The sequence below is a fragment of the Candidatus Bathyarchaeota archaeon A05DMB-5 genome (assembly GCA_019685655.1).
In the GTDB taxonomy this organism is placed as follows: domain Archaea; phylum Thermoproteota; class Bathyarchaeia; order Bathyarchaeales; family Bathycorpusculaceae; genus DSLH01.
This window is the reverse complement of record JABFQP010000001.1, coordinates 181417-206354: the sequence shown is the minus strand read 5'-3', so window position 1 is coordinate 206354 and position 24938 is coordinate 181417. Positions and strand designations below refer to the sequence as shown.

At 41.3% G+C, this 24938-nt stretch carries 27 protein-coding genes; 21 read left to right on the top strand and 6 right to left on the bottom strand.

Annotated elements, in window-relative coordinates:
- Positions 1-71 precede the first annotated feature (71 nt).
- From HM003_01195 to HM003_01170, 6 genes are all read left to right on the top strand, one after another.
- A complete protein-coding gene (locus HM003_01195; protein MBX5327958.1) occupies positions 72-590 on the top strand; it encodes a 50S ribosomal protein L16 in 519 nt (172 codons plus the stop codon).
- Complete coding sequence (gene ppsA, locus HM003_01190) at positions 583-3060, top strand: phosphoenolpyruvate synthase (GenBank protein MBX5327957.1); 2478 nt, start codon at positions 583-585, stop codon at positions 3058-3060. The genes HM003_01195 and ppsA overlap by 8 nt, the downstream gene beginning before the upstream one ends.
- 60 nt (positions 3061-3120) lie before the next feature.
- Positions 3121-4122 carry a diphthamide biosynthesis enzyme Dph2 gene (gene dph2, locus HM003_01185; GenBank protein ID MBX5327956.1) on the top strand — a complete coding sequence of 334 codons (1002 nt, stop codon included), beginning with the start codon at positions 3121-3123 and terminating at the stop codon, positions 4120-4122.
- Complete coding sequence (locus tag HM003_01180) at positions 4095-4799, top strand: methyltransferase (protein MBX5327955.1); 705 nt, start codon at positions 4095-4097, stop codon at positions 4797-4799. The genes dph2 and HM003_01180 overlap by 28 nt, the downstream gene beginning before the upstream one ends.
- A 135-nt stretch (positions 4800-4934) precedes the next feature.
- Positions 4935-5516 carry an exosome complex RNA-binding protein Csl4 gene (locus HM003_01175; GenBank protein ID MBX5327954.1) on the top strand — a complete coding sequence of 194 codons (582 nt, stop codon included), beginning with the start codon at positions 4935-4937 and terminating at the stop codon, positions 5514-5516.
- 20 nt (positions 5517-5536) lie between these two features.
- Entirely contained in the window at positions 5537-5821 is a 285-nt protein-coding gene (locus HM003_01170; GenBank protein ID MBX5327953.1) for a DNA-directed RNA polymerase subunit L, read from the top strand.
- Here HM003_01170 and HM003_01165 read toward each other — a convergent pair.
- Positions 5808-6155: a hypothetical protein gene (locus HM003_01165; protein MBX5327952.1), complete on the bottom strand. Its 348-nt coding sequence runs from the start codon at positions 6153-6155 to the stop codon at positions 5808-5810. The genes HM003_01170 and HM003_01165 overlap by 14 nt on opposite strands.
- A 147-nt stretch (positions 6156-6302) precedes the next feature.
- Between HM003_01165 and HM003_01160 the strand changes: the two genes are divergently transcribed.
- From HM003_01160 to HM003_01140, 5 genes are all read left to right on the top strand, one after another.
- Positions 6303-6887, top strand: coding sequence for a DUF99 family protein (locus HM003_01160; protein MBX5327951.1), 585 nt, complete (start codon positions 6303-6305; stop codon positions 6885-6887).
- An 80-nt stretch (positions 6888-6967) separates the two neighbouring features.
- Positions 6968-7321, top strand: coding sequence for a transcription factor S (locus tag HM003_01155; GenBank protein MBX5327950.1), 354 nt, complete (start codon positions 6968-6970; stop codon positions 7319-7321).
- Between the two features lie 132 nt (positions 7322-7453).
- On the top strand, positions 7454-8209 hold the full coding sequence (gene pcn / locus HM003_01150; protein MBX5327949.1) for a proliferating cell nuclear antigen (pcna): 756 nt from the start codon (positions 7454-7456) through the stop codon (positions 8207-8209).
- Between the two features lie 13 nt (positions 8210-8222).
- Positions 8223-9257, top strand: coding sequence for a DNA primase large subunit PriL (locus HM003_01145; protein ID MBX5327948.1), 1035 nt, complete (start codon positions 8223-8225; stop codon positions 9255-9257).
- A gap of 89 nt (positions 9258-9346) precedes the next feature.
- Complete coding sequence (locus HM003_01140) at positions 9347-10267, top strand: polyprenol monophosphomannose synthase (GenBank protein MBX5327947.1); 921 nt, start codon at positions 9347-9349, stop codon at positions 10265-10267.
- A gap of 13 nt (positions 10268-10280) precedes the next feature.
- Here HM003_01140 and HM003_01135 read toward each other — a convergent pair whose 3' ends face one another.
- On the bottom strand, positions 10281-11384 hold the full coding sequence (locus HM003_01135; GenBank protein ID MBX5327946.1) for a glycosyltransferase: 1104 nt from the start codon (positions 11382-11384) through the stop codon (positions 10281-10283).
- Between the two features lie 323 nt (positions 11385-11707).
- Between HM003_01135 and HM003_01130 the strand changes: the two genes are divergently transcribed.
- The 4 genes from HM003_01130 (at position 11708) to HM003_01115 (ending at position 16810) form a co-directional block, all read left to right on the top strand.
- Positions 11708-13996: a DUF2079 domain-containing protein gene (locus HM003_01130; protein MBX5327945.1), complete on the top strand. Its 2289-nt coding sequence runs from the start codon at positions 11708-11710 to the stop codon at positions 13994-13996.
- 165 nt (positions 13997-14161) lie between these two features.
- Positions 14162-15313 carry a DNA primase small subunit PriS gene (locus HM003_01125; protein ID MBX5327944.1) on the top strand — a complete coding sequence of 384 codons (1152 nt, stop codon included), beginning with the start codon at positions 14162-14164 and terminating at the stop codon, positions 15311-15313.
- Between the two features lie 44 nt (positions 15314-15357).
- Entirely contained in the window at positions 15358-16269 is a 912-nt protein-coding gene (locus tag HM003_01120) for a glycosyltransferase (GenBank protein MBX5327943.1), read from the top strand.
- Entirely contained in the window at positions 16262-16810 is a 549-nt protein-coding gene (locus HM003_01115; GenBank protein ID MBX5327942.1) for a DNA replication complex GINS family protein, read from the top strand. Before HM003_01120 ends, HM003_01115 begins: the two co-directional genes overlap by 8 nt.
- A gap of 9 nt (positions 16811-16819) precedes the next feature.
- On the opposite strand, the gene HM003_01110 is transcribed toward HM003_01115, so the two are convergent.
- Positions 16820-17893, bottom strand: coding sequence for an archaeosortase/exosortase family protein (locus HM003_01110; GenBank protein ID MBX5327941.1), 1074 nt, complete (start codon positions 17891-17893; stop codon positions 16820-16822).
- Between the two features lie 152 nt (positions 17894-18045).
- Here HM003_01110 and HM003_01105 point away from each other — a divergent pair, with 152 nt between their 5' ends.
- The 5 genes from HM003_01105 to HM003_01085 are packed head-to-tail and all read left to right on the top strand — an operon-like array spanning position 18046 to position 20277.
- Complete coding sequence (locus HM003_01105; GenBank protein ID MBX5327940.1) at positions 18046-18321, top strand: 50S ribosomal protein L44e; 276 nt, start codon at positions 18046-18048, stop codon at positions 18319-18321.
- Between the two features lie 17 nt (positions 18322-18338).
- Positions 18339-18542 (top strand): 30S ribosomal protein S27e, encoded by a 204-nt coding sequence (locus tag HM003_01100; protein MBX5327939.1) that lies wholly within the window; start codon positions 18339-18341, stop codon positions 18540-18542.
- An 8-nt stretch (positions 18543-18550) separates the two neighbouring features.
- Positions 18551-19339, top strand: coding sequence for a translation initiation factor IF-2 subunit alpha (locus HM003_01095; GenBank protein MBX5327938.1), 789 nt, complete (start codon positions 18551-18553; stop codon positions 19337-19339).
- A complete protein-coding gene (locus HM003_01090; GenBank protein ID MBX5327937.1) occupies positions 19339-19500 on the top strand; it encodes an RNA-protein complex protein Nop10 in 162 nt (53 codons plus the stop codon). Before HM003_01095 ends, HM003_01090 begins: the two co-directional genes overlap by 1 nt.
- A gap of 3 nt (positions 19501-19503) precedes the next feature.
- The gene (locus HM003_01085; protein MBX5327936.1) at positions 19504-20277 is read left to right on the top strand and encodes a proteasome assembly chaperone family protein; all 774 of its coding nucleotides are present in this window, start codon (positions 19504-19506) and stop codon (positions 20275-20277) included.
- Here the strand turns inward: HM003_01085 and wecB are convergent.
- Entirely contained in the window at positions 20272-21372 is a 1101-nt protein-coding gene (wecB, locus tag HM003_01080; protein ID MBX5327935.1) for a UDP-N-acetylglucosamine 2-epimerase (non-hydrolyzing), read from the bottom strand. The two genes, HM003_01085 and wecB, sit on opposite strands and share 6 nt — an antisense overlap.
- A 229-nt stretch (positions 21373-21601) precedes the next feature.
- Here wecB and HM003_01075 point away from each other — a divergent pair, with 229 nt between their 5' ends.
- The gene (locus HM003_01075) at positions 21602-22153 is read left to right on the top strand and encodes a hypothetical protein (GenBank protein MBX5327934.1); all 552 of its coding nucleotides are present in this window, start codon (positions 21602-21604) and stop codon (positions 22151-22153) included.
- A gap of 48 nt (positions 22154-22201) precedes the next feature.
- Here the strand turns inward: HM003_01075 and HM003_01070 are convergent, their stop codons facing one another.
- Together HM003_01070 and HM003_01065 are read right to left on the bottom strand one after the other, a co-directional pair.
- Positions 22202-24250 carry a minichromosome maintenance protein MCM gene (locus HM003_01070; protein ID MBX5327933.1) on the bottom strand — a complete coding sequence of 683 codons (2049 nt, stop codon included), beginning with the start codon at positions 24248-24250 and terminating at the stop codon, positions 22202-22204.
- Positions 24247-24816 (bottom strand): DNA replication complex GINS family protein, encoded by a 570-nt coding sequence (locus HM003_01065; GenBank protein MBX5327932.1) that lies wholly within the window; start codon positions 24814-24816, stop codon positions 24247-24249. The genes HM003_01070 and HM003_01065 overlap by 4 nt, the downstream gene beginning before the upstream one ends.
- Positions 24817-24938: the final 122 nt, after the last annotated feature.

The window sequence follows — 24938 nt, the reverse complement described above, 5'->3', positions numbered from 1 at the left end:
CTTTAATCAAAAGGCAACGTCAACAAATCGTTTAAATATTGCGCTTATGTATGCAGAAAAGGGAACCCAAAATGCGTGCACGCAATTATAGAGCCGTTAAAGGACAGCCATACGCAAGAAAAGACTTCGTAAAAGGCTTTCCACCACCAAAAATCACCAAATTCACCATGGGAGACACTAAAACCAAATTCGAATACGCAGTCAAACTAATCGCGCTTGAAAGAGCCCAGGTCCGCCACAATGCCCTAGAAGCTGCGCGTATGGCAGCAAACCGTCCTTTAATGGACAAATTTCAAAACAATTACCGCCTACACGTTCACCCGTACCCTCACATAATCCTTAGAGAAAACAAAATGATTTTTGGCGCCCACGCAGACCGTCTGCAAGACGGCATGCGCAGGTCCTTTGGAAAACCAATCGGAACCGCCGCGCGCGTTGAGCCCAACCAGACAATCATAACAATCAACGTAAACGCAGACGGCGTAGAAGTAGCGAAAGAAGCCTTAAAACGCGGAAGCGCCAAACTTCCAATTCCATGCCGCATAGTTGTAGAAAAAATACAAACCGAAGAGGCGAAAACAATTGAATGAAACAAAAAAAGATTTAGTAATATGGTTTGAAAACCTTCGAAAAACCGACATCCCCCTAGTAGGAGGCAAAAACGCAAACCTCGGCGAAATGACACGCGCTGGAATCCCAGTCCCCCCGGGCTTTGCAATAACCGCCTACTCCTACAAAAAATTCATTGAAGAAACCGGCATAGCAGCAAAAATCTACGAGATAATAAAAGAAACAGTAACCGACCCCAGCGACCCCAAACAATATGAAATAGCTTCCAAAAAAATCCGCGCTTTAATAGAATCTACGCCAATGCCAAAAGACGTCGAGAACGCAATAAGGCTTGCTTATGAAGAACTATCCAAGAGACTCAACCTAAAAGATGTTTTCGTCGCAGTACGCTCAAGCGCAACCGCCGAAGACTTACCAGACGCTTCTTTCGCCGGACAACAAGAAACATACCTAAACGTCAGAGGCATAAACGAAGTTCTAGAAAAAACCGTGAAATGCTGGTCAAGCCTCTTTACTCCACGCGCAATCTTCTACCGCACCGAAAAAGGCTTCGCCCACGAAAAAGTGCTCATAAGCGTCGGCGTCCAAAAAATGGTAAACTCCAAAGCTGCCGGCGTAATGTTCACAATAAACCCTGTCGTTGGGGACCCAAACCAAATCGTCATCGAAGGCAACTATGGTTTAGGCGAAGCAGTCGTTTCTGGAGCAGTCACTCCAGACCACTTCGTCGTCGACAAAAGAACCATGAAAATAGTCGAACGAAGCATTGCCAAAAAAACAATCGCGTATGTGCGCGACCCAAACACTGGAAAAACAGTACACTTACAAGTCCATCCAGAACACCAAGAAAAACCATGCATAAACGACGAGGAAATTCTCAAACTTGCAGAATTAGCTAACCGCATCGAACAACATTACGGAAAACCACAAGACATCGAATGGGCAATCGACGGAGACCTGCAATTTCCAAACAGCGTCTTCATAACACAATCCAGACCAGAAACCGTTTGGAGCCTAAAACTTGCAGAGAAACCTGAAAAACCAGAAGCCGAAGCAATGAAACCCGCAGAAGCGTTAAAAGTTATTGTGAGAGGAATCGCAGCGGGCAAAAGAGGCTTCGGAGTAGGCAAAGCAAAAGTCGTGTTAAACCCAGACGAAGCAGCCAAAGTCATGCAAAAAGGCGACATACTCGTCACAGACATGACAAACCCCGACTTCGTGCCATTCATGAAACTCGCAGGCGCAATAGTCACCGACAAAGGCGGCGTAACATGCCACGCAGCAATCGTAAGCCGCGAGCTCGGCATACCATGCATCGTCGGAACCGAACACGCCACAAAACTAATGGAAACAGGCAAAGAATACACGGTCGACGCAAGAAGCGGCGTTGTTTACGAAGGCATAATGGCAACATTAACCGAGCAACTCTCATCCGCTTCCGGAGCTTCAACACCATCACCAACAGTTGTCGGCGGCACCTTCCAATCCGTACCAGTAACCGCAACAAAAATTTACATGAACCTAGGCGTCCCAGAAAAAATCGAAGAATACAAGGACCTGCCTTTCGAAGGCATAGGGCTAATGCGAATAGAATTCATCTTAGCCAGCTACATAGGCGAGCATCCATTGTATCTCATAGAAACCGGACAAGGACAAAAATTCGTGGACAAACTCGCCGAAGGCATATCCACAGTCGCAAGAGCCATCCAACCACGCCCAGTTGTTGTCCGCTTCAGCGACTTCAAAACAAACGAGTACCGCGAATTGAAAGGCGGCGAAAAATACGAGATTGTCGAAGCCAACCCCATGCTCGGCTGGCGTGGATGTAGCCGCTACATAAGCCAATGGTACGAGAAGGCTTTTCGACTTGAATGTCAGGCAATACAGAAATGCCGCAGAGAATGGGGTTTGAAAAACGTTTGGGTGATGCTTCCAGTAGTGCGAACAGTGTGGGAAGCCAAAAGATGCCTCCAAATCATGAAAGAGGAAGGTTTAGAAAGATCACGAGACTTCCAAGTGTGGTTCATGGCTGAAACACCGTCAATCGCCATACTCGCCGACGAATTCTCAAAACTCTGCGACGGCTTCTCCATAGGCTCAAACGACATGACCCAAGGCATATTAATGATTGACAGAGACTCTGAAAGGCTAGGACAGATGGGATACTTCGACGAAAGAGACCCAGCCGTGAAAAGAATAATTGCCCACTTAATCAAAGTAGCCCATGAAAACGGCTGCACAGTCTCCATCTGCGGAGAAGGACCATCAAACCTGCCAGACTTTGCAGAATTTCTCGTAAGAGCAGGAATCGACAGCATATCAGTAAACAACGACGCAGTAATATCCACCAAAAAACTTGTTGCAAGCATAGAACGCAAAATAATACTTGAAAGACTAGCTGAACAAAGCGAAAGAGCTCTTGGACGCGGAAACCGAAAACCAAAGCCGGACTGGGAATGGACGCCCAGATGGAACGAAGCAGAAGAATAAACCTCGCTTTTCTTTTCTGAACTGAACATTCTTACTTTCTGATTTAGAGAGTGTCCAAAATTGAAACAATTCGATTTTGAAGAAGAAAGAGTCAAACAGGAAATACTCAAACTTGGAGCGAAACGTGTCTTAATCCAGCTTCCAGAAGGTCTAAAACCTGAAGCGCCGCGGCTAGCCAAAACCATTGAAAAATTTGGTGCCTTACCGATAATTTCTGCAGACCCTTGTTATGGCGCATGCGATTTAGCCACAGCCGAAGCAGAAACACTCTGCGTGGACCTAATCATCCATTATGGGCATTCTAAACTGTTAAAGTACGAGCGAGTTCCAACAATTTACGTTGAAGCCAGAGCAACCATAAACGTGGACGGCGCCGTCGAAAAAGCCTTGCCATTAATGGAAAAATGGCGTAAGATAGGTTTAACAACAACAGTCCAGCATGTGCAAACCCTCGACAGCGTCAGAGAAATCCTACTACACGCCGGAAAAATCGTCGTTATAGGCGACGCTGGACGAGTAAATTATCCCGGACAAGTAATCGGGTGCGATTACAGCAACGCTAAATCAATAGCAAAAGACGTTGAAGCCTTCCTTTTTGTTGGCGGCGGACGATTTCACGCTCTAGGCGTTGCACTTTCAACATCTAAACCCACAATAGTTGCAGACCCTTACGAAAACCGCGCCTACCCCATTGATGAACAAGCAGCGAAAATTCTGAAACAACGATGGGCAAGCATGGAAGAAGCCCGAAAGGCAAAATCCACGGCAGTTTTAATTGGGTTGAAGCCTGGGCAAAGAAGGTTCGATGAAGCATTGAGTTTAAAACGGAAACTTGAAGAAAACGGGAAAACAGCGTTCCTCTTTGTCGTTAGAGAGGTCACGCCAGAAGTGCTCATGGAGTTTCCCACGGTAGATGCTTATGTGAACACTGCTTGCCCAAGAGTTTCTCTCGATGACGCCTCGAAATTCCCGAAACCCGTGCTCACAATTAATGAAGCGCGCGTGGTTGTCGGCGAGTTGTCCTGGGAAGAATTATGCAGAAAAGGATTATTCGAAAATTAGATTTGGAAATGATGCTTTCACAAGTGAAGCCGCATCCTTCACCTAAACCAAACCTTGAGCAATACACGATTCCAGCAGATGTTGCCGCGACAATGCTTTACATGGCAGCCTACACATACAATGACATTATTGGTAAATCGGTTTTGGATTTAGGATGTGGCACTGGAAGGCTCGCGCTAGGCGCCGCGTTTTTGGGTGCAAAACAAGTCGTAGGCGTAGATTTAGATAAGGCTGCAATAAAAGTTGCATGTGAAAATGCACGACAAGCGGATCTGCGAGAAAAAGTGGAATGGATTATTGCGGACATAAACGCTGTTAACGGAAACTTTGATACCATCCTTCAAAATCCGCCCTACGGCGTACAAAGACCACAAGCAGACCGAAAATTTCTCGAAAAAGCTCTGAAAACAGCCAAAGCCATCTACTCACTACACAAAAGTACACAAAAAGACAAAGCATTCATCAAAAGACTGAAACATAACAAAGCAGCTTTGAAACCAGCAACGCCTAACCCTTTTCTAGAAAAACTCATCGAAGAACATGGCGGACGAATCAAAGTAGTTTATGTCATGCTCATGACGATTCCGCACATGTTCAATTTCCACACGAAAAGGAAGCATGAGTTTCTAGTAGACCTATATGTTATAGAAGGAAAAGATGGACTTAGTAAAAAGTAACTGCAGCGTGCCTTACAGCCAGCGCCAATCAAAAGGTTTATTGAGCGGACAGAAAACTACACATATCACATTAGCGAACATTTATCCCTTGCTTCGTCCAAATCTATGCACAAACCATGCAGAAAGTGAATTTAAATGAACCCACAACCCTCCAAACAAGAAAGCGGCCAATTTGTGCTGCCCGGCGAACGCTTAGGCGTTATTGAAGAGTTTATTCCTGACGCTGGAACGTACGTGAAAGACGGTGTGATTTATTCTAAGGTTGTTGGGCGCGCTCTGCTTGACCTTGTGAATAGGCGTGTTTCAGTTTTTCCATTAATTCGAGGAGCATTAGTTCCTAAAGTTGGAAACACTGTTCTTGGGCAAGTTTCAAATGTGCAATCTGAAAGTGCGGGTGTGCGGATTTTCAAAATAAATAATAAACAACTTTCCGGCATTTTCACTGGTGTTCTGCATATTTCTGATGTGCAAATGCGATATGTAGATTCAATGTTTGACGTATGCAAACCCGGCGACATCATTAGAGCTGAAGTAATAAGCGAAAAGAACAAAGTCTACCATCTATCAACTAAAGACAAGAATTTAGGAGTGGTTTACGGTTTTTGTTCTCAGTGCGGCTTCTTGTTGGAACAAAGACGGCAAGCTATGCATTGTCCGAGATGTGGGAAGATTGAAAAGCGCAAGACAGCTTTAGATTATGGAAAAGGACCATTATAATATGAAAGGAGAAATGGAAAATGAAAGTTAAAGTGTTAAAGAAAACATCAAACGAGCTAAAACTAGAAGTCGAAGGTATAGGACACACCATTTGCAACCTACTGCAAAAGAGACTTTTAGAAGACGAAAATGTTGATTTAGCAGGCTATGACATGCCACACCCCTTAGCGTCAAGCTCCATAATTTACGTTCGCACAAAAGGCAAAGCAAAACCCGAAACCATCTTACATAACGCATTAGAAAAAACACGCGACATGAACAAACTTTTCGGTAAAGAGTTCGAGAAAGCTCTCAAGAAAGCCTAATTCTCTTCCTTATCTTCGAAAGTAGCTGGCTAAAACCTTCAACTGGGTCATCAGTGCTTGTCAATATTGTAACGCTCTCTTCTATTGTAATGCACCCTTGAAGCCATGCGTACGCTATTAGTGCCTCAGCGGCATCAGCCAACGAATGCCGCGTCATTCTTGAAGGCAACTTTTCTCTTAACCCAGCTTTTCTTATCGCCTCAGCAAGTATACTTCCTTTAACCTTTTCACCACATGGCACACCCTTTCTAGCTGACATCGCCACGGAATATACGAAGTTCACGTAAGCATCCCCCAGAGAAGCCAATCCATGGTCTGTTAACACTTCAGTCATGTCACCGTAATTCTTAATGGAAGACTTAATCTTCACACACTTCCCTCATACTCTGACAATTCCTACATCACTTTTGATTCTTCGCTAAACTTATAATGAATGTAGCCCTATATTTCATGATTGCCACCTCTCTGGGGAAATATTTTGATTCCAAAAAAATTCTGCGTAATCAAACCCGAAATTCGAGTTCTCGGAATTGACGATGGCGTGTTCACACCACGCACCGAGGGACTTGTACCTGTCGTGGGAGTTGTTTTTCGTGGCGGATACTTCCTCGACGGCGTAATGCATACAAAAGTGAAAATTGACGGCTTTGACGCTACAAGAAAAATAGCTTCCATGATAATCAACTCGCCTCACTACAAACAGTTAAGGGTCATAATGCTTAACGGAATAACACTCGCAGGCTTCAACATCATCGACATCAAGAAGCTAAATGCAAAAACAAAACTTCCAGCAATAGCAGTTACACGCGAAAAACCAAACCTTGCAAAAATCCGCAAGGCTTTGAAGAATCTGCCAAAGAGCGAAGAGCGCTGGGAGGCAATACAGAATGCGGGAGAAATATTCGAAGTCTCCACACGAAACAAAAAAGAGAAAATCTACATGCAAATCTCCGGAATCCTCAAGGACGACGCAGAAAAAATTCTACAGTTAACTTCAACAAGAAGCAACATCCCAGAGGCACTACGCGTAGCACATCTTATTGCTTCTGGAATAAGTTTCGTTTAGCCCTAATCTTTATTCCAATAAGAAAAAGTTTAAAAGGGACAATGATAAGGGAAAACAAACGGACATCGGAGTAAAAACCAATGGAATTTTGCCCAAAATGCGGTTCTCGTCTTGTACCTAAAAAGGGAAAAACTGGTAAAGAAACGTCATTGATGATGGTTTGTCCCAAGTGCGGTTACAAAAAGAAATCCGCAGATAAAAAGACAACGCCAAAGGTTGCCAAAGTAATACAGCATAACCCCCAAAAACTTGTTGCGGTAATAAGCAAGGAAGAACAGAAACTTCGAACATTACCAACAGTTAGGATTGAATGTCCAAAATGCGGAAATAACACAGCTTATGTTTGGCAAGTGCAAACAAGAGGCGCCGATGAATCTTCTACGCAGTTTCTGCGATGCACAAAATGCAGTTATACATTTAGAGAATACAGTTAAACTCGTTTATGACATGGCACTCGCTTTTTAAATCCTTCTTTCTCGCGCAACCACTTCTTTAATCCAGCATCACGCTTAAATGCGCAAAGGCTTTATTCACAGCTAACAATATCCAATAAAAAGGTGACTACAATGTTCAAACTCAAAGTAGCCGACGCAAAACTTCTGCGAGACATGGTCACATCCATATCCATCCTCGTAGACGAAGCCACATTCAAGCTCGACCCAGAAGGAATGAAACTACGCGCCATGGACCCGTCACGCGTCGCCATGGTAGACTTCGAATGGCCAAAAACAGTTTTCGAAGAATACATGTGCACAGAACCGACAAAAATGTGCATAAACATAAGCGAACTACTGAAACTACTTAAGAGAGCAGGCAAAGACGAAGTAGTTGAACTCTCACTGGATGAAAAAACTGGACGCTTACAACTAAAAATAACTGGAAAATACTCAAGAAACTTTACAATGCCAACCCTCGAAGCCTCAGAAGAGGAAGTGCCCACGCCAAAACTCACATTCAACGTTAAAGCCAAAACCACAACCCAAGGCTTAAGCCAAGCAATCGAAGACGCACAACTCGTAAGCGACCACGTGCGAATCGAAGCAGACGCTGAAAAAATAGTTTTCAACGCCACAGGCGACCTCATGGGAGCCACAATAACTCTTCAAAAAGGAAGCGATACACTCCTCGACTTAGAAGCCAAAGAACCATCAAAATCAACATTCAGCCTAAGCTACCTTTCGGAAATTATAAAAACAGCATCAGCAACATCCGACATTGCAACAATGGAATTCTCAACAGACATGCCCATAAAAATAGACTTCCAACAAACAAAAGAAGGAAAACTCACATTCTATTTAGCACCCAGAATCGAAACAGAATAACGTGAAAAACAAAATGCAAGTTACCGCCGCCAAATTCACCCTTTACGACTTAGCAAAATACCCTTTTCTCAAAGAAACCACAGAATACGTAAAAAAATTAGATTTAAAAATTCAAGATTTAACAAGCCCAGAATTTGCGGAGATTCTGAAACGCGCCGAAACAAGAGTTGAAGAAGCAATTCTTTTCGCTTTAGTAAGCCGAGATCTGCGAAAGCCAGAAGTTGAAATTTTATCCTTCCCAGTTGCTACAATGCTGGCTATTGCAACGGAAAATTCCTTCATCAAAAAAAGATACGCTTTGGCAGAGGCAGAACAAGTTCTCAACGACATGCAAGATGAACCAAAAGAAAAAATCATGGCAATTGCACAAAACTTCGAATGGAAACTTGAAATAAACCGCGATAACGAACTTCCCTACGAATTCGCGTTACACTTTACAGATTATCTTAAAAACACGACACACTTGCGAGAGAAAGAATGGAAACTCATAAACTGCCTACTATCCGGCGGAAAGGTTTACTTAAACAAAAACAAAATAGTGAGGCTACTAAAAGAAGAAGTTCGCAAGTACATCGAGAAAAGATTAGAAATAAAAGAAGCCAAGTTTCCCGAAGAATTGTCAACAATTGCTGAAAAACTAAAGAAACTAACCTTAGAACGGATAGGCAAAATGGAAATGGAAGGATTCCCAAAAAATGTCGTCCAAGAAGCTTTTCCACCATGCATAGACACGCTATATAAAATAGTATCTTCAGGGCGTCACCTATCACACATAGGCAGATTCACCTTAACATCCTTCCTCGTCAACATAGGAATGTCTTCAGAAAGCGTTATCGAACTGTTCAGAAACTTTTCCGACTTTAACGAGAGACTGACACGCTACCAAGTCGAGCACATCGCCGGAGAAAGAGGCTCTCGAACACAATACACTTCACCCAAATGTGAAACGCTAAAGACGCATAACGTATGCACAAACCCGGACGCTCTCTGCGAGAAAATACGGCACCCGCTCGCTTATTACCGCAGAAAAGCAAAAAAAGTGAAATAAGCTTATAAGTTGAAAACGCGGTAAGTATGTTCGGTACGATAAGAGATACCTCTCTCTTTAATAGATGATTAGAAGGTTGAAACATAAAAATGAAATCTGAAGTTTCCTTCATTTCAAGTGTGGAAAACTGGAGACATGTAGGAGACACTATTCTCCAAACAAATTCTCCCAAAATACTTGAAGGAAACTTTGAACTAAACGCAGATATAGGAATAATCCTCCCAACTTACTGCGAAGCAGGAAACATCAAACAGATAATAAACGAGATTGAAAACCTAAACCTAAACGCTTCAATAATGGTGATTGACGATTCCAGTCCTGACGGAACAGCAAACATTGTGCGAACGCTTCAGAAGAAATATGATAACATCCTACTTCTTGTGAGACCTGAAAAATCTGGTCTCGGAACGGCAATTACTGATGGGATGAGAATATTTCTTTCAATGGAAACCCCTCCCAAATACGTAATTACAATGGATGCAGATTACTCACACAACCCAAAAGACATACCTAGACTTGTGAAAGTCGCAAAAAAGGGCTATGATTTGGTGATAGGCAGCAGATATTTTCCGGGTGGAAAAATTACTGACTGGAGTCCCGTAAGGATAATGATAAGTAAGGTAGCTAACAAATTCGCGTCTGTAATAATTGGAGCGAAAATAAAAGACTGCACTAGTGGGCTACGGTGTTATTCACTAAACATGCTAAAAAAAGTAATAGGCGAACTTCACAGTCAAACATATGAAATACAAATAGAAACTATACGACAGGCTGTTAAGAAAGGTTGTTACATAATTGAAATGCCAATAGTATTCACTAACAGAAAGCTGGGAAAGTCCAAACTAACTTTAAACGAGATAAAACAATTTATCTCCTATATAGGAAAAGCAAATTTCGAAGATTATCTTGGGATTCCAAGATATATCTTTTATGGCAATGCAGAATTTTCAAATGAAATTCTCATCAAATTTTTCAGCGCCCGCGTTCATGCACGATTGAGAGAAGCATGAGTCCTTTTCTTTTTCATGCTTTATTGTTGATTTCGCTAATCCATTGTTTCACAATTGCTTTAATGTCAAATGCTAAGGCTCTTTTCCTACATTCTTCTCTCATATCCTTGGAGTATCCCATGTTCCATATTTTTAATGCAATATCCACGATTTCGTTCTCATTATTCGTAAGCCATCCAGTTATTCCATCAATAACCGTTTCTCCAGGTCCTTGATTACCAAAAGTTACGACTGGTGTGCCGCATGCCATGCTTTCAACTGGGATGTATCCGAATGGTTCATCAATATATGGGAAGAGTGTGAATGCGGCATTTGAATACAAGTCGACAAGCAAGGAGTCGCTGATTCTGCCCAAGAATTCCAAGTTAGGGTGTCTCAAAGTATCTTTAGACGCCGTCACCATTTTTCCTCCGAAAGCCTTTATTTTGATTCCCTTGTCTAGAGCTTTCTGGATAGCTCTGAAGTTTGTTTCTTTTCCAAAGTATGTCACTACATAGTTTCCTTGTGGCGTGGTTGTTGTTGGTTTAAATATTTGGCAATCGATAGGCGGATAGATAACTGTGTCGACTTTTGTTTCCATTTGCTCGTAGACTTTGGCTAAATATTTAGAATTAGCAAATACTTTTTCCGATAATTTGGAAAATTTGCTGGTCATTTTTTTGTCTATTTTTCTAAGGACGGGTGCGGAAAAAAGGTAAAATGTTTTATAATATAGTGCTAGGTAATCTTTGGTTTTGTCCAGCAAAACAGTTGGAGGACCTTGAGCGTACCAAATCTTGCAAGGAAAAATTATTGTGTTAGAAAAATTCAGAACAGTCCCATCCAACAATAATTGCAATCCGTTTAATTTTTTTGAGTTCACTGAGAAAAATCCTTCTAAAAGCCAAAAATAAAACCATGTCAATGATTCACTTTTTAGAGGCGCTCTGCTACCAATAACGTTAACGCCGATGCCTTCCGACTCTAGGTTTTTCTTTATTTTTTCGTTTGCGAGAATTGAAATCAAGCTTACATCATAATTGTGTTTTCTAAGTTCTTTTGCTATTAGTACTGGAGGACGCGTTGGACCATACTCGCTGAGTAGTGGATCACAAACTATTGTTACTTTTTCTTTCACCCGCAATCACTTCTTATTGTCACCAGAATTCTCTCAAGAGAAAGCAACCATGTAATAGTCGTTCATTATTCTCCCTGTTGTCTTTGAGAATTTTTGTCACTAATCCTATTTTACATTTTCTAAGTATCCGTTGATGGTTTAGATAAAAAATAAGAATAAGCTCTAGATATAACTAGTTCGGCTGGAAATACATGCGCTTTGGGTTTGCGGTGAAAGTTAAGAGCTATGTGCGCTCTCATAAATTCTTTTTATTATTGTTTATCTCCATCTTAATATATACTGCAATATTTTCCTATATATCCATACTTAAGCACAATCTATTTTTGACGACGGCTTGGGATTTAGGCATTTATGAACAAAGTATTTGGTCAACCGCGAATGCTGGCAAATTTTTCTGGTACACTGTTGAACTGCCTATAAATTCTGGAGGGTGCTTCTTTGGAATCCATTTTTCTCCTGTGCTATTTTTGGTCGTTCCTATATACAAGATTTTTCAAAGCACTGCGTCTTTGCTGGTTTTGCAATCTTTTGTCATAGCATCTGGTGCAGTTCCGCTTTATCTGATTGGTTTAAAAGAAACTGGGAATCAGAAATACGCCTTTTTTTTCTCTTTTCTCTATTTGATGTATCCGCCCATGTGGGGTGTAAATGTCTTTGATTTTCACACTCAAGCGTTTCTGCCGGTTTTTTTCTTTTTTGCATTTTATTATCTTAGCAATAAGAAGTTCCTTAAGTATTTCCTGTTTATTATTCTGGCGTTGTCGGTTGTGGAATTTGTTCCGTTTATTGTCATATTTTTTGGTTTGTATGGCTTTTGGGTGGAAAGAAAAACAATCAAGCAGTCAATTAGGACATTCAACTATCAGTTGCTGTTAAACAAAACAGTAGTCGCTTCCATTTTGACAATCATCCTGGGAATTTCTTGGTACGTAATCGCAAGAACAGTTATTTTCCTCTGCAACCCCACAGTATTTCCTAACAGAAATTGGATTCAGTTTGGAGACCCTTTGCATAATCCAGTGGCACTTTTGTGGAATGTTATAAGCAACCCGCTTCGAACCATCCAAATGATCTTGCCCACTCTAGAAGAAAAGGTCATTTACCTTTTTGGTTTGTTGGCGCCAGTTGGTTTGCTGTCTCTTCTGGATATTCCTTCTCTTTTGATAGCTTCTCCTTGGTTTCTTGCTGCGCTTTTGTCAAATTATGCTCCTTATTATACAGCTATTGGTTGTCAGTATGTTGCGTTTGCCGCGCCATTCGTGTTTATATCTGCTGTGCGAGGAGGCAAAAGGCTTTTCGTTTTAAAAGATAAGTTTAGTTCATTTCATCTTTCTTTTGGAGGTGCAGGTAAGAAGATGTTAATTGTTTTTTATGTTGTTATATTGCTCGTTTCTTATGTCGTACTTTTTTATCAACCTCATGTTGACCTTCTGGCAAGCAAAACTGTTAAGCGTTCTTTTAATCATTTTACCGCATTAAATAGAATTCTAGAGTTGGTGCCGCCAGACGCTTCAATTATGACTCAGAATGACATCCATCCACACTTAAGTCAAAGAGTTTATGCATATGCCATGTGGGAGCCAACTCTGTGGATTTATGCGTCCTATGCCTCTGCGAGTAACATAAGTGTGGTTGATTTCTTTCTTCAAAAGGCTTCTGTGGATTACGTTTTGATTGATGCCATGTCTGAATGGTATCTTGAGAATATTGAGGAATACAGTTTGAGGTTAATTGAAAATGGAAGCTATGGCATATATGCTTCTGCAGATTATGTTTGGCTTCTTAAAAGGGAATATGCGGATGATTCTGTTCGTCTTTTTGACGGTGGTTTTGATGTTGATTTGTATAATCAGGGCTTGTTGATGACTGTTTTCAACGGTTCGTTTACTGACGGTGTCCCGCTTTTTAACGAAACCGTGTTGAACGTGACTGTTTCTCCTGTCTTGTTTGAAAAATTAAATCCTCACAGAGACAGTTCTGAGTTGAATGTTGTGTGGGATGGATGGCTATTTATTCCGGTGGGTGGCGAGTACAGTTTCTACGTGGTGTCTAATTCAAGTAACTATAGGAAACTATCCATTGATAATAAAGTAATATTTGATTGCCATGATAGCTCATCGAAGCTTGCATTAGAGAATGGTTTTCACACCATTAGGTTTGAGTATAATGTAACCGACGACAACGAGTCTCTCTTCCTATTCTGGAAGCCTCCTTGGGAAACAGCACCTAAGATTCTTAGCTCAGATTTTCTCTACTTGGACAGCATTCCAACAGTTTCTTCTGTCGTTTTTGCGCCTTCATTCAATTTTCGGCACATGTCGCCGTTTCCTACAATAAACAAGGACTATTTTTCTTCATTCATTAATGGATACTTTAACGTTGAATCGTCTGGCACATGCATGTTTAAGGTTGTTGCAGATAACTGCACTATGATTTATGTTGATGACAAGCTAGTTTACAATTCACATGTCTCTGATTCAGATTTCTTTAGTGTAGAATTAACTGCTGGCGAGCACAAAATTTCTGTTTTCTATGCCGAGCTTGATGGTGATGCTTCTCTTGAACTTATGTGGTTGCCTCCTGGAAAATTTGTTTTTGAAGAGTTCTACTAATATGTTGCATAAAGTGTTTATTTTGGTTTTTTGTCGCATATTGTTAGATATGAGTGTCAATCACATATTAAGATAAGAGGATGCCACGTGCAGTCAAAACTGTTCATTAACAAATTATTTCACAACTACTATAACAGCGAGAATTGCGAAGTTTCATCTCCGCGCATGATTGAAAAAAGAGAATTCGGTTTTATTTCATTCGACAACGTCATGGTACGCCACAAAGCTTTCGCAGATAAAAACGAACTGCAGAATTTTTTGAGAGAATTCGTTCCTTCTGACGCATATTATTCTTGCGCTTATTATGACAACCCAAAAGCTGAAATGGACAAGAAAGACTGGTTAGGCGCCGACTTGATTTTCGACATCGACGCAGACCATATACCAACCCAATGCGATAAAGTGCATGACGAATGGACTTGCGGGGCTTGCGGATTTTCTGGGAAGGGAATCGCGCCAGAAAAATGTCCTGTTTGCGGAAAGGAAAAGTTTGAAGTTAACACGTGGCTTTGTGAGGTTTGTTTGCAATCTGCTAGGGAAGAAACCATTAAACTCTTAAATATGTTGTTGAATGATTTCGGCTTTTCCGCAAAAGAAGTGCATGTGTTTTTCTCTGGTCATCGAGGCTATCATGTACACGTAGAAAATGAGACAGTTCAAACATTGGACACGGTTGCACGCAAGGAAATTGTTGACTACTTTTCTGGTTTAGGAATCAATTTCTCCTTCCACGGTTTAGATGAGAAATATAAAGAAACGTCATCTGCCTTTCCTGCCCAACTAGACGATTTTGGTTGGCGTAAACGCCTAGCCTTGGGACTGCAACGTTTCATTCAGAAAGCTACGGAAGATGACCTCAAGAGAATTGGGCTCAAGAGTAATGTTTCAAATGCGATATTAAGGAATAAAGCGTTGGTGTTAAAAGATTGGTCTGACATGAAGGCTTTGAGTCGAATCAAGGGCGTTGGTGTGGAAAGTTGGCGAAAAATAATAGAGCATGTTGTTAAACTTGAATCTGCGAAAATTGACACTGTTGTCACTACCGATGTGCATCGATTGATTCGTTTAGCTGGCACTTTACATGGTAAGACTGGCTTGAAAAAAATCGAGTTTCCGGCGTCAGCCATAGATAGTTTTGACCCGTTCAAAGATGCTGTGGCCTTTAAAACCGGAACAGTGAAAGTTTACGTTTCAGATGCACCTTCCTTGAGAATCGGCGATGAAACGTTTGGCCCCTACAAGAATCAAGAAGTGGAACTACCTACGGGTGTTGCTGTATTGCTTGTCTGTAAAAACCGGGCGGAGGTTGTGGGTTAAATGTTGTTTGAGGTGGGCGTTGTCTGACAATTAAAGTATCAATTGTGGTCGTTACTTATAACAGATGTTCAGATTTGAAAGAATGTTTAACTTCAATTTTTAATTTGGAAGGTAACCTACACGAAGTTATCGTCGTAGACAGCAACTCTACCGATGGCACTAAAAATTTGAAAGATCATTTTCCTATACGCTACCTTTCTATACGAGAAAGAAGCATGGTGCGTGCCCGAAATGTCGGGTTTTCTGAAGCAAACGGGGATGTTGTCGCCTTTTTGGATGATGATGTTGTTGTTCACAGAGACTGGTTGAGACATATAAGTGAACCTTATTTAAACAATGAAGTCGGTGGGGTTGGAGGAAGAGTAATCCCTTATGGAAAGTCTAACAGGTTTTATGTGAAAACTAGTAGGAGTGAAATAGGAAAAGTTTTTGACAGTGGATTTGTCGTTGGAAACTTTGATATCCCATTAAGTAATCTAAGAGAAGTTGATTCTTTCATTGGCTGTAACATGTCATTTCGGAGAGATGTGCTTCAAAAAGTAGGCGGGTTTGACGAAAATTACATTGGAACAAGCTACAGAGACGACACGGACATCTGTTTACGCGTTAGAAAACTTGGATACAAGTTAATATATCATCCAGAAGCGTTGGTTTGGCACAAATTTAAAGGTAAACAAGTAGGCAGTGAATGGCTGTACTGGTACGTCCGCAACCAAACTTACTTTTACTTCAAAAACATATTCATCCAGTCACGAACCAGTTTTTCCCGATTCTTGCGTTACATATTCCTTCCACCAAGAGATTACGTTTTAAAATCTGGCGTTCGAATTAAAATAGAGCCATTATCAGTGTTAAATGCGCTGAAGGGCTTACGTGATGGATATAAGACATGGCGGAGAGTTGTTAACGCCAATAATTGCGTCTCAAACAAAGCGTATGTGAGCGAAAATGTATAATGAACTATATGAAATCTGGAAAAAAGAGCTTGAAACTGGTGAATTAAGCAAACTTCCAAGGGATTTTTACGTTAAAATTACTGATTATATGAGAAAACTTAGGGAAGAAAGTCGGATGCTTGACAAAAAAACTGCGAGGGCAAAACTTCTCGATAAAGAAATGCAAAATGTTAAACGTATGATTTGCGAAGTGGTTCATGCGCGCTATAGAAAACTGGTTAATAAAATTGCTAGAGGCGGCAAGGTTCCTTCTGATCTTTTGACGGTTGAGGAAGAAAGTTTTCTCAGTGGGGCTCTACCTTTTGCTGAGGCATTTCAAAAATTTGCAGATGGTATTCTCCGTGGGCATATGTCGAGAACCAGCTTGGGAAAGGAGCACAAGAGAACTGTTCTACGTTTTCTTAAGGATGTCCCCGCAGTAATTGGTGCGGATATGAAACTTTATGGTCCCTTTAAAATTGAGGATGTCGCTTCTCTGCCTGTGGAGAATGCTAAGATACTGGTTAAGCAGGGTTTAGCCGAAAAAGTTGAAGTTAACTAGATGTTGCAATCAAGGAGTCTGCGTTGAAGGTTTTGTTTGATGCGAGAAACCAGCCTCGCTGTTTGCAGTCACTTTCCAACTTCTAATTTTGCTCCACAAAGCGCGTGTTCCAATTATTATTAATGGATAAGATACAATCCATGTGATTGAATATAATTGTCCATAAAAGTTATGGAAAGTTTCCCAATCGCCGCCGTTTACTCCGATAATGAAAATGGTTGCTATTCTGAGAATATTGATGAAGTAGGTGACAGCAGCGCCTATCACAAAATAGATTATCCGTTGCTTCATCGGAATTGCGCTTTTCTTTAGGAATAAAAGAATCGTGACTGAGTAAATTATTAGGCTGTCTATTCCTGAGCATCCCCATGCTATAACTGCGTCCCAACTTTTGTTGACTTGTAAATGTGGCATTCCTTGTTGCGGATCTAAAAATGTGGTTTGATATCCCATCAGGTTTAAGACACGGGCTGCGAGTATTGCTGTAGTAGGGACAAGTATTTGGAATGGTGTGAATTGTCCGTTGGGATATAGATTATCTATCGTGTATATCAACCCAATAATTCCAAGGAAAGTTATCGAAATCGAGTAATTCATTAAACCAGTAATTCCCTGTCCAACAAGAACTGTTAATGCAAACAGGACTGTGAAAACTAGATATTCTGTTGAAAGCGGAACCCAACGAACAGAATATTTATCTGCCCCTTTTTGGTAGGTTAGTTCAATAATTGTTTTGTTTATTCCGTAAAAATTAGCTGTGATTGTGTAGATGGTGGGAAGTATTAGAGCTAGAATTAAAATGAGGGTTTTTATGGATTTTAGTTTATGTTTTATTTTTATTAGTTCTTCCCAACCGAATATCATTTCCAAGACGAAAAGCCAGAGAAAGAAGATGTAGAAGGTTCTGCCTTTCCATGTGGCTTCGAACGTGTTTGTGTATTTTTCTGGGTTGTATAAGGTAGGATATGGTGGGTACGCTATGTCTTGATAGAAATACAATATTGCAAATGGAGTGATGATTGAGAATAAAGGCAACAATATCATTACGGTAGTGTTGTATTTCCTAAGAGTTTGACTTAACATGAATCCTTTCCACATATATCTTTAAAGTTTTGCTATATCCACCTGAAGTAATGCTTAACGCACGCCGATTAGTTAAACATTTATTTCGAAGACATAGCGAAAAAGTATAAGAACGTGTTTGTTTTCTTTATGGAAGGCTGGATGTGGTTAATGTGAATGTTCCAAAAGAAGTCAGAACATATTGCCCAAGATGCAAACAGCATCAAGCTCATGCAGTATCTCTTTACAAGGCTGGAAAGCGAAGAGCCTTAGCCAAAGGCGAACGCCATCATGAACGCGAAAAGAAAGGTTATGGCGGACAGAAGTATCCTCTTCAAAGAGAATTTTCAAAGACGACAAAGAAACAAACTTTAAAGTTGAAATGCAAAGTTTGCGGTTACACTAGGCATAAAGATGGTGTGCGATTAAGAAAATTGGCGATTGTGTAGATTGAGGTGAACAAGAAATGGCTGAATGGGAAAAACTTATTCCAAGACCGAGAAGCAGTTTCCTGAGAGTGAAATGTCAAAAATGTGGAAATGAACAACTAGTTTTCAACCATGCCGTAAACAAGGTCAACTGCAACGTCTGCGGAACCGAATTGGCTTCACCGTCCGGTGGAAAAGCAATAATCAAGGGTGAGATAGTCGCGGTTTTTGAAAGAGGATGAACGCTAAAATGGCCTTTAAAAAGCAAGAATGGCCTGAAGTGGGCGACTTAGTGATAGCCACGGTAGAAGCTGTAACAGATTATGGCGCTTATGTTAAACTGGATGAGTATGATAAGAAAGGATTGCTTCACATTTCTGAAGTTTCTTCTTCTTGGATTAGAAATATCCGAGATTTTGTCCGCGAAGGGCAGAAAGTTGTTTTGAAAGTTTTGCGGGTGGACGTAGAAAAAGGACACATTGATTTATCCCTTAGAAGAGTTACAAAAAGAGAAAAAATCGAGAAAATCATGTCTTGGAAAAAGGAAAGAAAAGCAGAAGCCCTACTCAGAAGCATCGCCGAAAAAACTGGACAACCGCTGGAAAGTATTTATGAAAAAGTCGGTGCGCCAATCGAAAAAGAATACGGACTTTATGAGGGATTCGAAAAGGCTTTGCGGGAAAGCACGGAAGCTTTGACAAAAATAGGCGTGCCCGAAGACCTTGCGAATGTTCTCGTTGAGGTTGCAAAAGAAAGAATCCGTGTTCCAATGGTTCGTGTAAAAGGCGTAGTTGAGCTTCGTTGCATGAAGCCTAACGGAGTAAAAGTCATCAAAGAAGCCTTTCTAAACGCCAAAAAGGCTGAAAAATCCCGCGACGCAAAGCTCCGCTTTTATGTTGTCGCCGCACCAAAATACTGTATTGAGGTTATGGCGGAAAATTACAAGCGTGCAGAGGATGTTCTGCAAAGAATTGCTCAGAATGTTATCTCTAATGTTTCTAAAGCTGGCGGGCAAGGCGTCTTTAGAAGGGAGAAGTAGTGGTTTGGCTCTTAAGAAAATGTGAAAAATGCGGAAAATACACGTTGAAAAGTGATGGATGCCCATATTGCGGTGGAAAAGTTCGTGTACCGCATCCGCCAAAATTCTCGCCTGACGATAAATACCTCAAGTATAGGATGGCTTTAAAGAGGAAGGATTAACAAATGAAAGAGACCGTCATTAAAGAACTTGTCACGGTTCAGTTAAATAATCCTATTCTGGTTGAAGGGCTTCCTGGGTTAGGGATTGTCGGCAAAATCGCTATACGCTATTTAATTAAACAGTTGAAGGCTGAAAAATTCGCGTACCTATACTCTCCACATTTTCCATACTTCGTGCTTGTCAACAAAAAAGGAGGAATTCGACTTTTACGTGGAACATTCCACTTTTGGAAGAACAAAAATGGAAAAAACGACCTCATACTTTTCACAGGCGACAGCCAAGCACAAACAATTGAGGGTCAATACGAAATTTCAGACCGCATTCTCAACTTTGCTGAACAGCACAAAGTAAGCTTGATAATAACGATTGGCGGTTACCGCGTCGAGGTAAAAGACAAACCTAAAGTAATCGTAGCCGCAACAAATCCAGAACTTTTAAACAAGGCATTACAAGCCAAAGCCATGCTCAGCCCCATGGGAAGCCCCATAGTCGGCACTGCCGGTTTGATTCTTGGCTTAGCTCGTTTGAAAAAAATAGATGCTCTTTGCCTTTTAGGCGAAACGCGTGGGTACCTGCCAGACCCAAGGGCTGCCAAAAGTGTTTTGGAAGTTTTGAAATCAATCTTAAACCTTGATGTGAATTTAGATGGTTTAGACGAAGAAATCGCTAAAGCAGAGAAGATGGTTGTTCGTTTGCAGAAGATAGAAGAGAAAAGAGCCTTGCAAGCAGAGGAAACCCGTAAAGAGGAAGATAAAAAAGTTACATACATTTCATAAACATTTAAAACTCATTTCTTCCTTGATTATTTGGACAATTTTTTCAGCAGCATTTCCATTTCCATAAGGCGATTTTTTCGGAAGTTCCTTTCGTTGCTCCAACGTTTTTATAATAGCATTCAATATTTGTTTCTTTTCCACTCCAACAACCGTGGCGAAACCTGCTTCGACGGCTTCTGGTCTCTCGGTGGAAAGGCGAATAACCAAGACTGGTTTGCGTATGGATGGCGCTGTTGCTTCTTCCTGGATGCCGCCTGAATCGGTCACTATCATCTTACATTTCTTCATTAAAACCAAGAAGTCTAGATAGCCAAGTGGAGGCAGAATATGCAGATTTCCAGTTTTCTTGATTTCAGTGTATATCTTGTTCTGTTGTAGTCTCTTTTTTGTGCGGGGGTGCATCGGGTAAACTATTGGTATTGGTGCTTCTGCGAAGGCTTCCATAAAATTCTTGAGAACCTTGAGGTCATCTACGTTTTCTGCTCTGTGGGCTGTTGCTAAGGCGAATTTTTTGAAGCGGACAGTTTCCAGTATTTTTGATTTTCTTTCTGCTATTGGCAAGTGCTGAGCTACCGCGTCTATCACTGTGTTTCCGGTGACGTAGACTTTTCCCCACACGTTTTCTTTTTTTAAGTTGTTTTCTGCTGTTTTTGTTGGGGCGAACAGGTAAGTAGAAACATGGTCTGTTAAGCGTCTGTTATGTTCTTCGGGCATGCGCAAATCAAAACTTCTCAATCCCGCCTCTACATGCCCCACCGGAATTCCCAACTTGACTGCCGCCAAAGCGGTTGCTAAAACTCCGTTTGTGTCTCCTTCTACCAAAACCAGAGCGGGCAACACTTTTTTTAATAATTGTTCCATGTGAACTATTATGCGTGCAGTTTGCGCTCCTTGAGAGTAAGCTTTTAGTTTATATCCGTAATCTGGCATTGGAAGTTCAAGCTCTTCAATAAATTGTTGAGACATGTTGTAATCGTAGTGTTGGCCGCAATGGACAAAAATTGACGGTATCTTGTTCTTACGTAAAGCTCTGATAACCGGTGCCATTTTTATTATTTCTGGTCTTGTGCCAACGACAACCATCACTGGCTTCATGAAACATTCACAACTGCTATCTAGCGCTATTGGATTTTTAACGTTTGTTCACGAATTGAGGCTGAATCGTTAGAATTTACTTCCGATATTCTTGTGAAGTTCTAAATTTTAATCAACTACTTAAATCATAATCGTTAGATTGCGTTAGGTTTTGTGACATACAAATACTATTACTTTTCGTTTTCAATTACTTTTTCAAACATTTCAGGTAGGAATAAATGCTATGCGTATGTTAAAGAATAAAAAAGGATTAAGCGTTGTAGTAACGACACTAATCATACTCGTTGTTTCAGTGTTGCTCGCAACTGTTGTCACTTTTTACGCTATTAACGTGACTACAACAAGGGTTCAAGAGGAAAGTCTCCAAGTATACAAGCTGCATACGTGGCATAATGGCACAAATTTTGCTGAAACCGCCTTCTTGATAATTAATACTGGTGGTCGTGACATCGTTATTGACAAGATATCTGTGAGAGGTCAAGAGTGCAACTGGAACACTCTATATTATAACAAAACACAAGATACAATAAACGATGATTTACCATACATCACTCCAAACAGTGACGGTTCGCTTTCTGGCAAACAAGTGCCACTAACCGTAAACTATGACCTTGTTCAAGCCAATGACGACTTGATTCTGAAGTCAGGCTGGAGCATGATAGTCTACGTAACTAATCCAGACCACGTTTCAGTCAGCGACATCGGTGTAACCGTAGGCATAACAGTGTTCACCGCAAACGCGCAATATTACAAAGAAGCCAATGTTGAAGCTTCCGAGTGACAGCGCACAACCTCCCTTTTATTACCTATTAAGCCCTTAACGTTTATTCTACGTCTTTTTTAGGTAACCTTCCCTAGGCTCATAAATTGTTCCTTCGCGCAACAATTGTGTAGTAAGGCGTTCTGCTTCTCCTTTTGGAATCTTATATTTTGCTTCCAACTCGTTCAGAAGCGCTACTTTCTCAACCATTCCAGTTTCTCTTTCCATCTCCGCCAAAGTCGAAAGAATCACTTGTAGCTTGTCTCTCATGCTTTTGGATTTTCCCGTCATTATAATGTCTATGTCGTACTTGTACGAGGACACGTCTATGCCGACTTCCGCCAGAGACTTCTTCATTATGTTAATTGCCGCTTCTGCATCCTCACTTGTAACTTCTTTTCTGAGAGCTGCACGGGCTCGCGCCTCTGCTATGCGCACTAAAGATTCAAGTTGCCGCGCAGTTATTGCAACTGGCGAACCTTCTGCTTCGCTTGCTGAACGCATCGTTAAATAGAAATCTTTGAGACGGTTTAGTGCGTCTGGAGTTAGGGTTGGCTTGATTCCTTTTGCGTAGCTTATGTATTTTCTCAAAAGTTCTAATGGTATTGGAGGTTCTACGGGGCTCAAGCCTTTTCTGTGGATTTCGAGGATATGTTCTGACATTTTGCTGTCTGTATCTTTGTCGGGCACGTCTCTCAAAACAAAGATAAGGTCGAATCTTGAAAGTATTGTGACTGGCAAGGAAATGTTCTCTGCCACAGTACGGTGCGGTTCATATCTTCCTAAGGATGGATTGGCGGCTGCGAGTATTGCGGTTCTCGCGTTGAGAGTCGCGACTATTCCGCCTTTTGCAACGGAAACTGTGTGCTGCTCCATCGCCTCGTGAATTGCAACTCTATCTTCCGGACGCATTTTGTCCATTTCGTCGATGCATGCGATTCCTTTGTCAGCCAATACTAGTGCTCCAGCTTCGAGGCTCATTCCGCCTCCTTTTTCTCTTATTACTGCTGCAGTTAAACCGGCGGCTGTTGTTCCGCGTCCAGAAGTGTACAATCCTCGTGGTGCAATTCTAGCTACATACTGCAATAGTTGCGATTTTGCTGTTCCTGGGTCTCCAATGAAAAGGGCGTTTAGTTCACCTCTTACCGTTATGTCTGGAAGAGTTTTTGGTACTCCTCCAAAGAGAAGGTACATTATTGCTTCTTTTACGTGGTCATAACCATATATTGAAGGGGCAATCGAGTTCATGATTTTTCGGTGTATCCACGGGTCTTTTGCAAGTTCGAGAATCTTTTCCTCTTCTTCAGGTGACGGAACCGCTGTTTCTGGTTCTTTACCTAAAACTTCTATTGAGTTAGCGTCCAAATGCAACATGAATACTCTAAGCTTTCCTACACCTCGAAGCGTCGGCGCGAATGCACGAATTATTCCAACTATGGAAACATGGTCTCCCGGTCTTGCCACGTCAACTATTTCGCTTCCTATAAGCTTAACATGTAATGTTCTTGGAAGCTGTCCGGGCGGTAGGTCTTCTGGTCTTTCTTGGAGGCGTAGGTCTTGTGAGTCTATGAATGTGGATTCTTCTTGTATGAAGTCGAAGGGTCCTTTTCCTTCACATGTTGGGTCTCTGCATTTAAGTGGCGGTCTGAGGAATTGTCCAGTTTGGTCTAAGTATGTTATGTTTCCGCATCTTCTGCATTTGAAGGCTGCTCTCATGACCATGGGGCGTACGGGTGTTGAACGGACAACAATGCCTTCAGCCATGACGAGTTTTCCAATGTGACTTGAGCCAAGTTTTCTCAGCGGTGTCGACTCCCAAAGTCGGACAATTCTTACGGTTACTGTTTCTGTTTTGTCTGCCAGTTTTTCAGCATACTCCGCATCTTCTATCTGAAGTTGGGAGAAAGCCGCGTTGCTCGCATGTTTCATATATTCTTCTGGCTTTTCTAATAGCTCCTCGCTGAGTCGCCGATCAAAAGTTGCAAGGTCTTCAAAATCAACTATTAGGGAGGTTTTACCAGCCACAGCAATCTGTGATATTGCTTGGCGATATTTTTCCATCTTGAAAAATTCTTGAAAACGCTCTTGTGGGTCTATCGCTTCTAATTCTTCCGTCATTCTTCCGTCACCTTATATTCCAATATTTGCGTTCTCCATTCTTGGATACGCATGTAAAGTTGTTCATAAAGAAACCTTTCTTCTCCAGTAAAATTCTTAAGCATTTGCTCAGTACGGGACGGAGAAGACGCCAACGAAACAATTTTCTTTAACCTTGCATTCACAATGTCCTGTGTCAACTGTCTAGTTTTTTCATACTCTCGTGTTTTCTCCGGGTTTTTGGCAATTTCCGCCTTAAGCTGTGCTAAGTATCTTCGCAGTTCTGGATAGAAATTCTCCGGCAATTTTGAGATTTGTCCTGCCGTTTGGACACGTTCTGTCCATTGAATCTTGTAAAGCTTATTGGCGTCTAAACGTTCTTCTTCACGAAAACGCACTATCCCAGTTTTTTCAAGCTCGCTCGCTATCCAATTTTGAATTTCATACTCGTTTCCTTCTTCAAAAGGTCCTACAGTGAGCCCTGCGAGCTTTATTTCCGGGCAGTTTCTGTTCGCAATGACTTTTATGAGTGAATGTTCAAAGCTAAAGTCTAAACTTTCAATTTTCGTAGACAACGTTTTGGGCATTCGTTATCCTTTCTCCGCTTTTGAGGTTATTGGCGCGAAGTAGTTATAAGAGCAGTAGTTTAAAAACTTAGATTAGAAGTTTAAGAAAATTCCAGAGCGCATTATTAACAGATGCGTGGAAA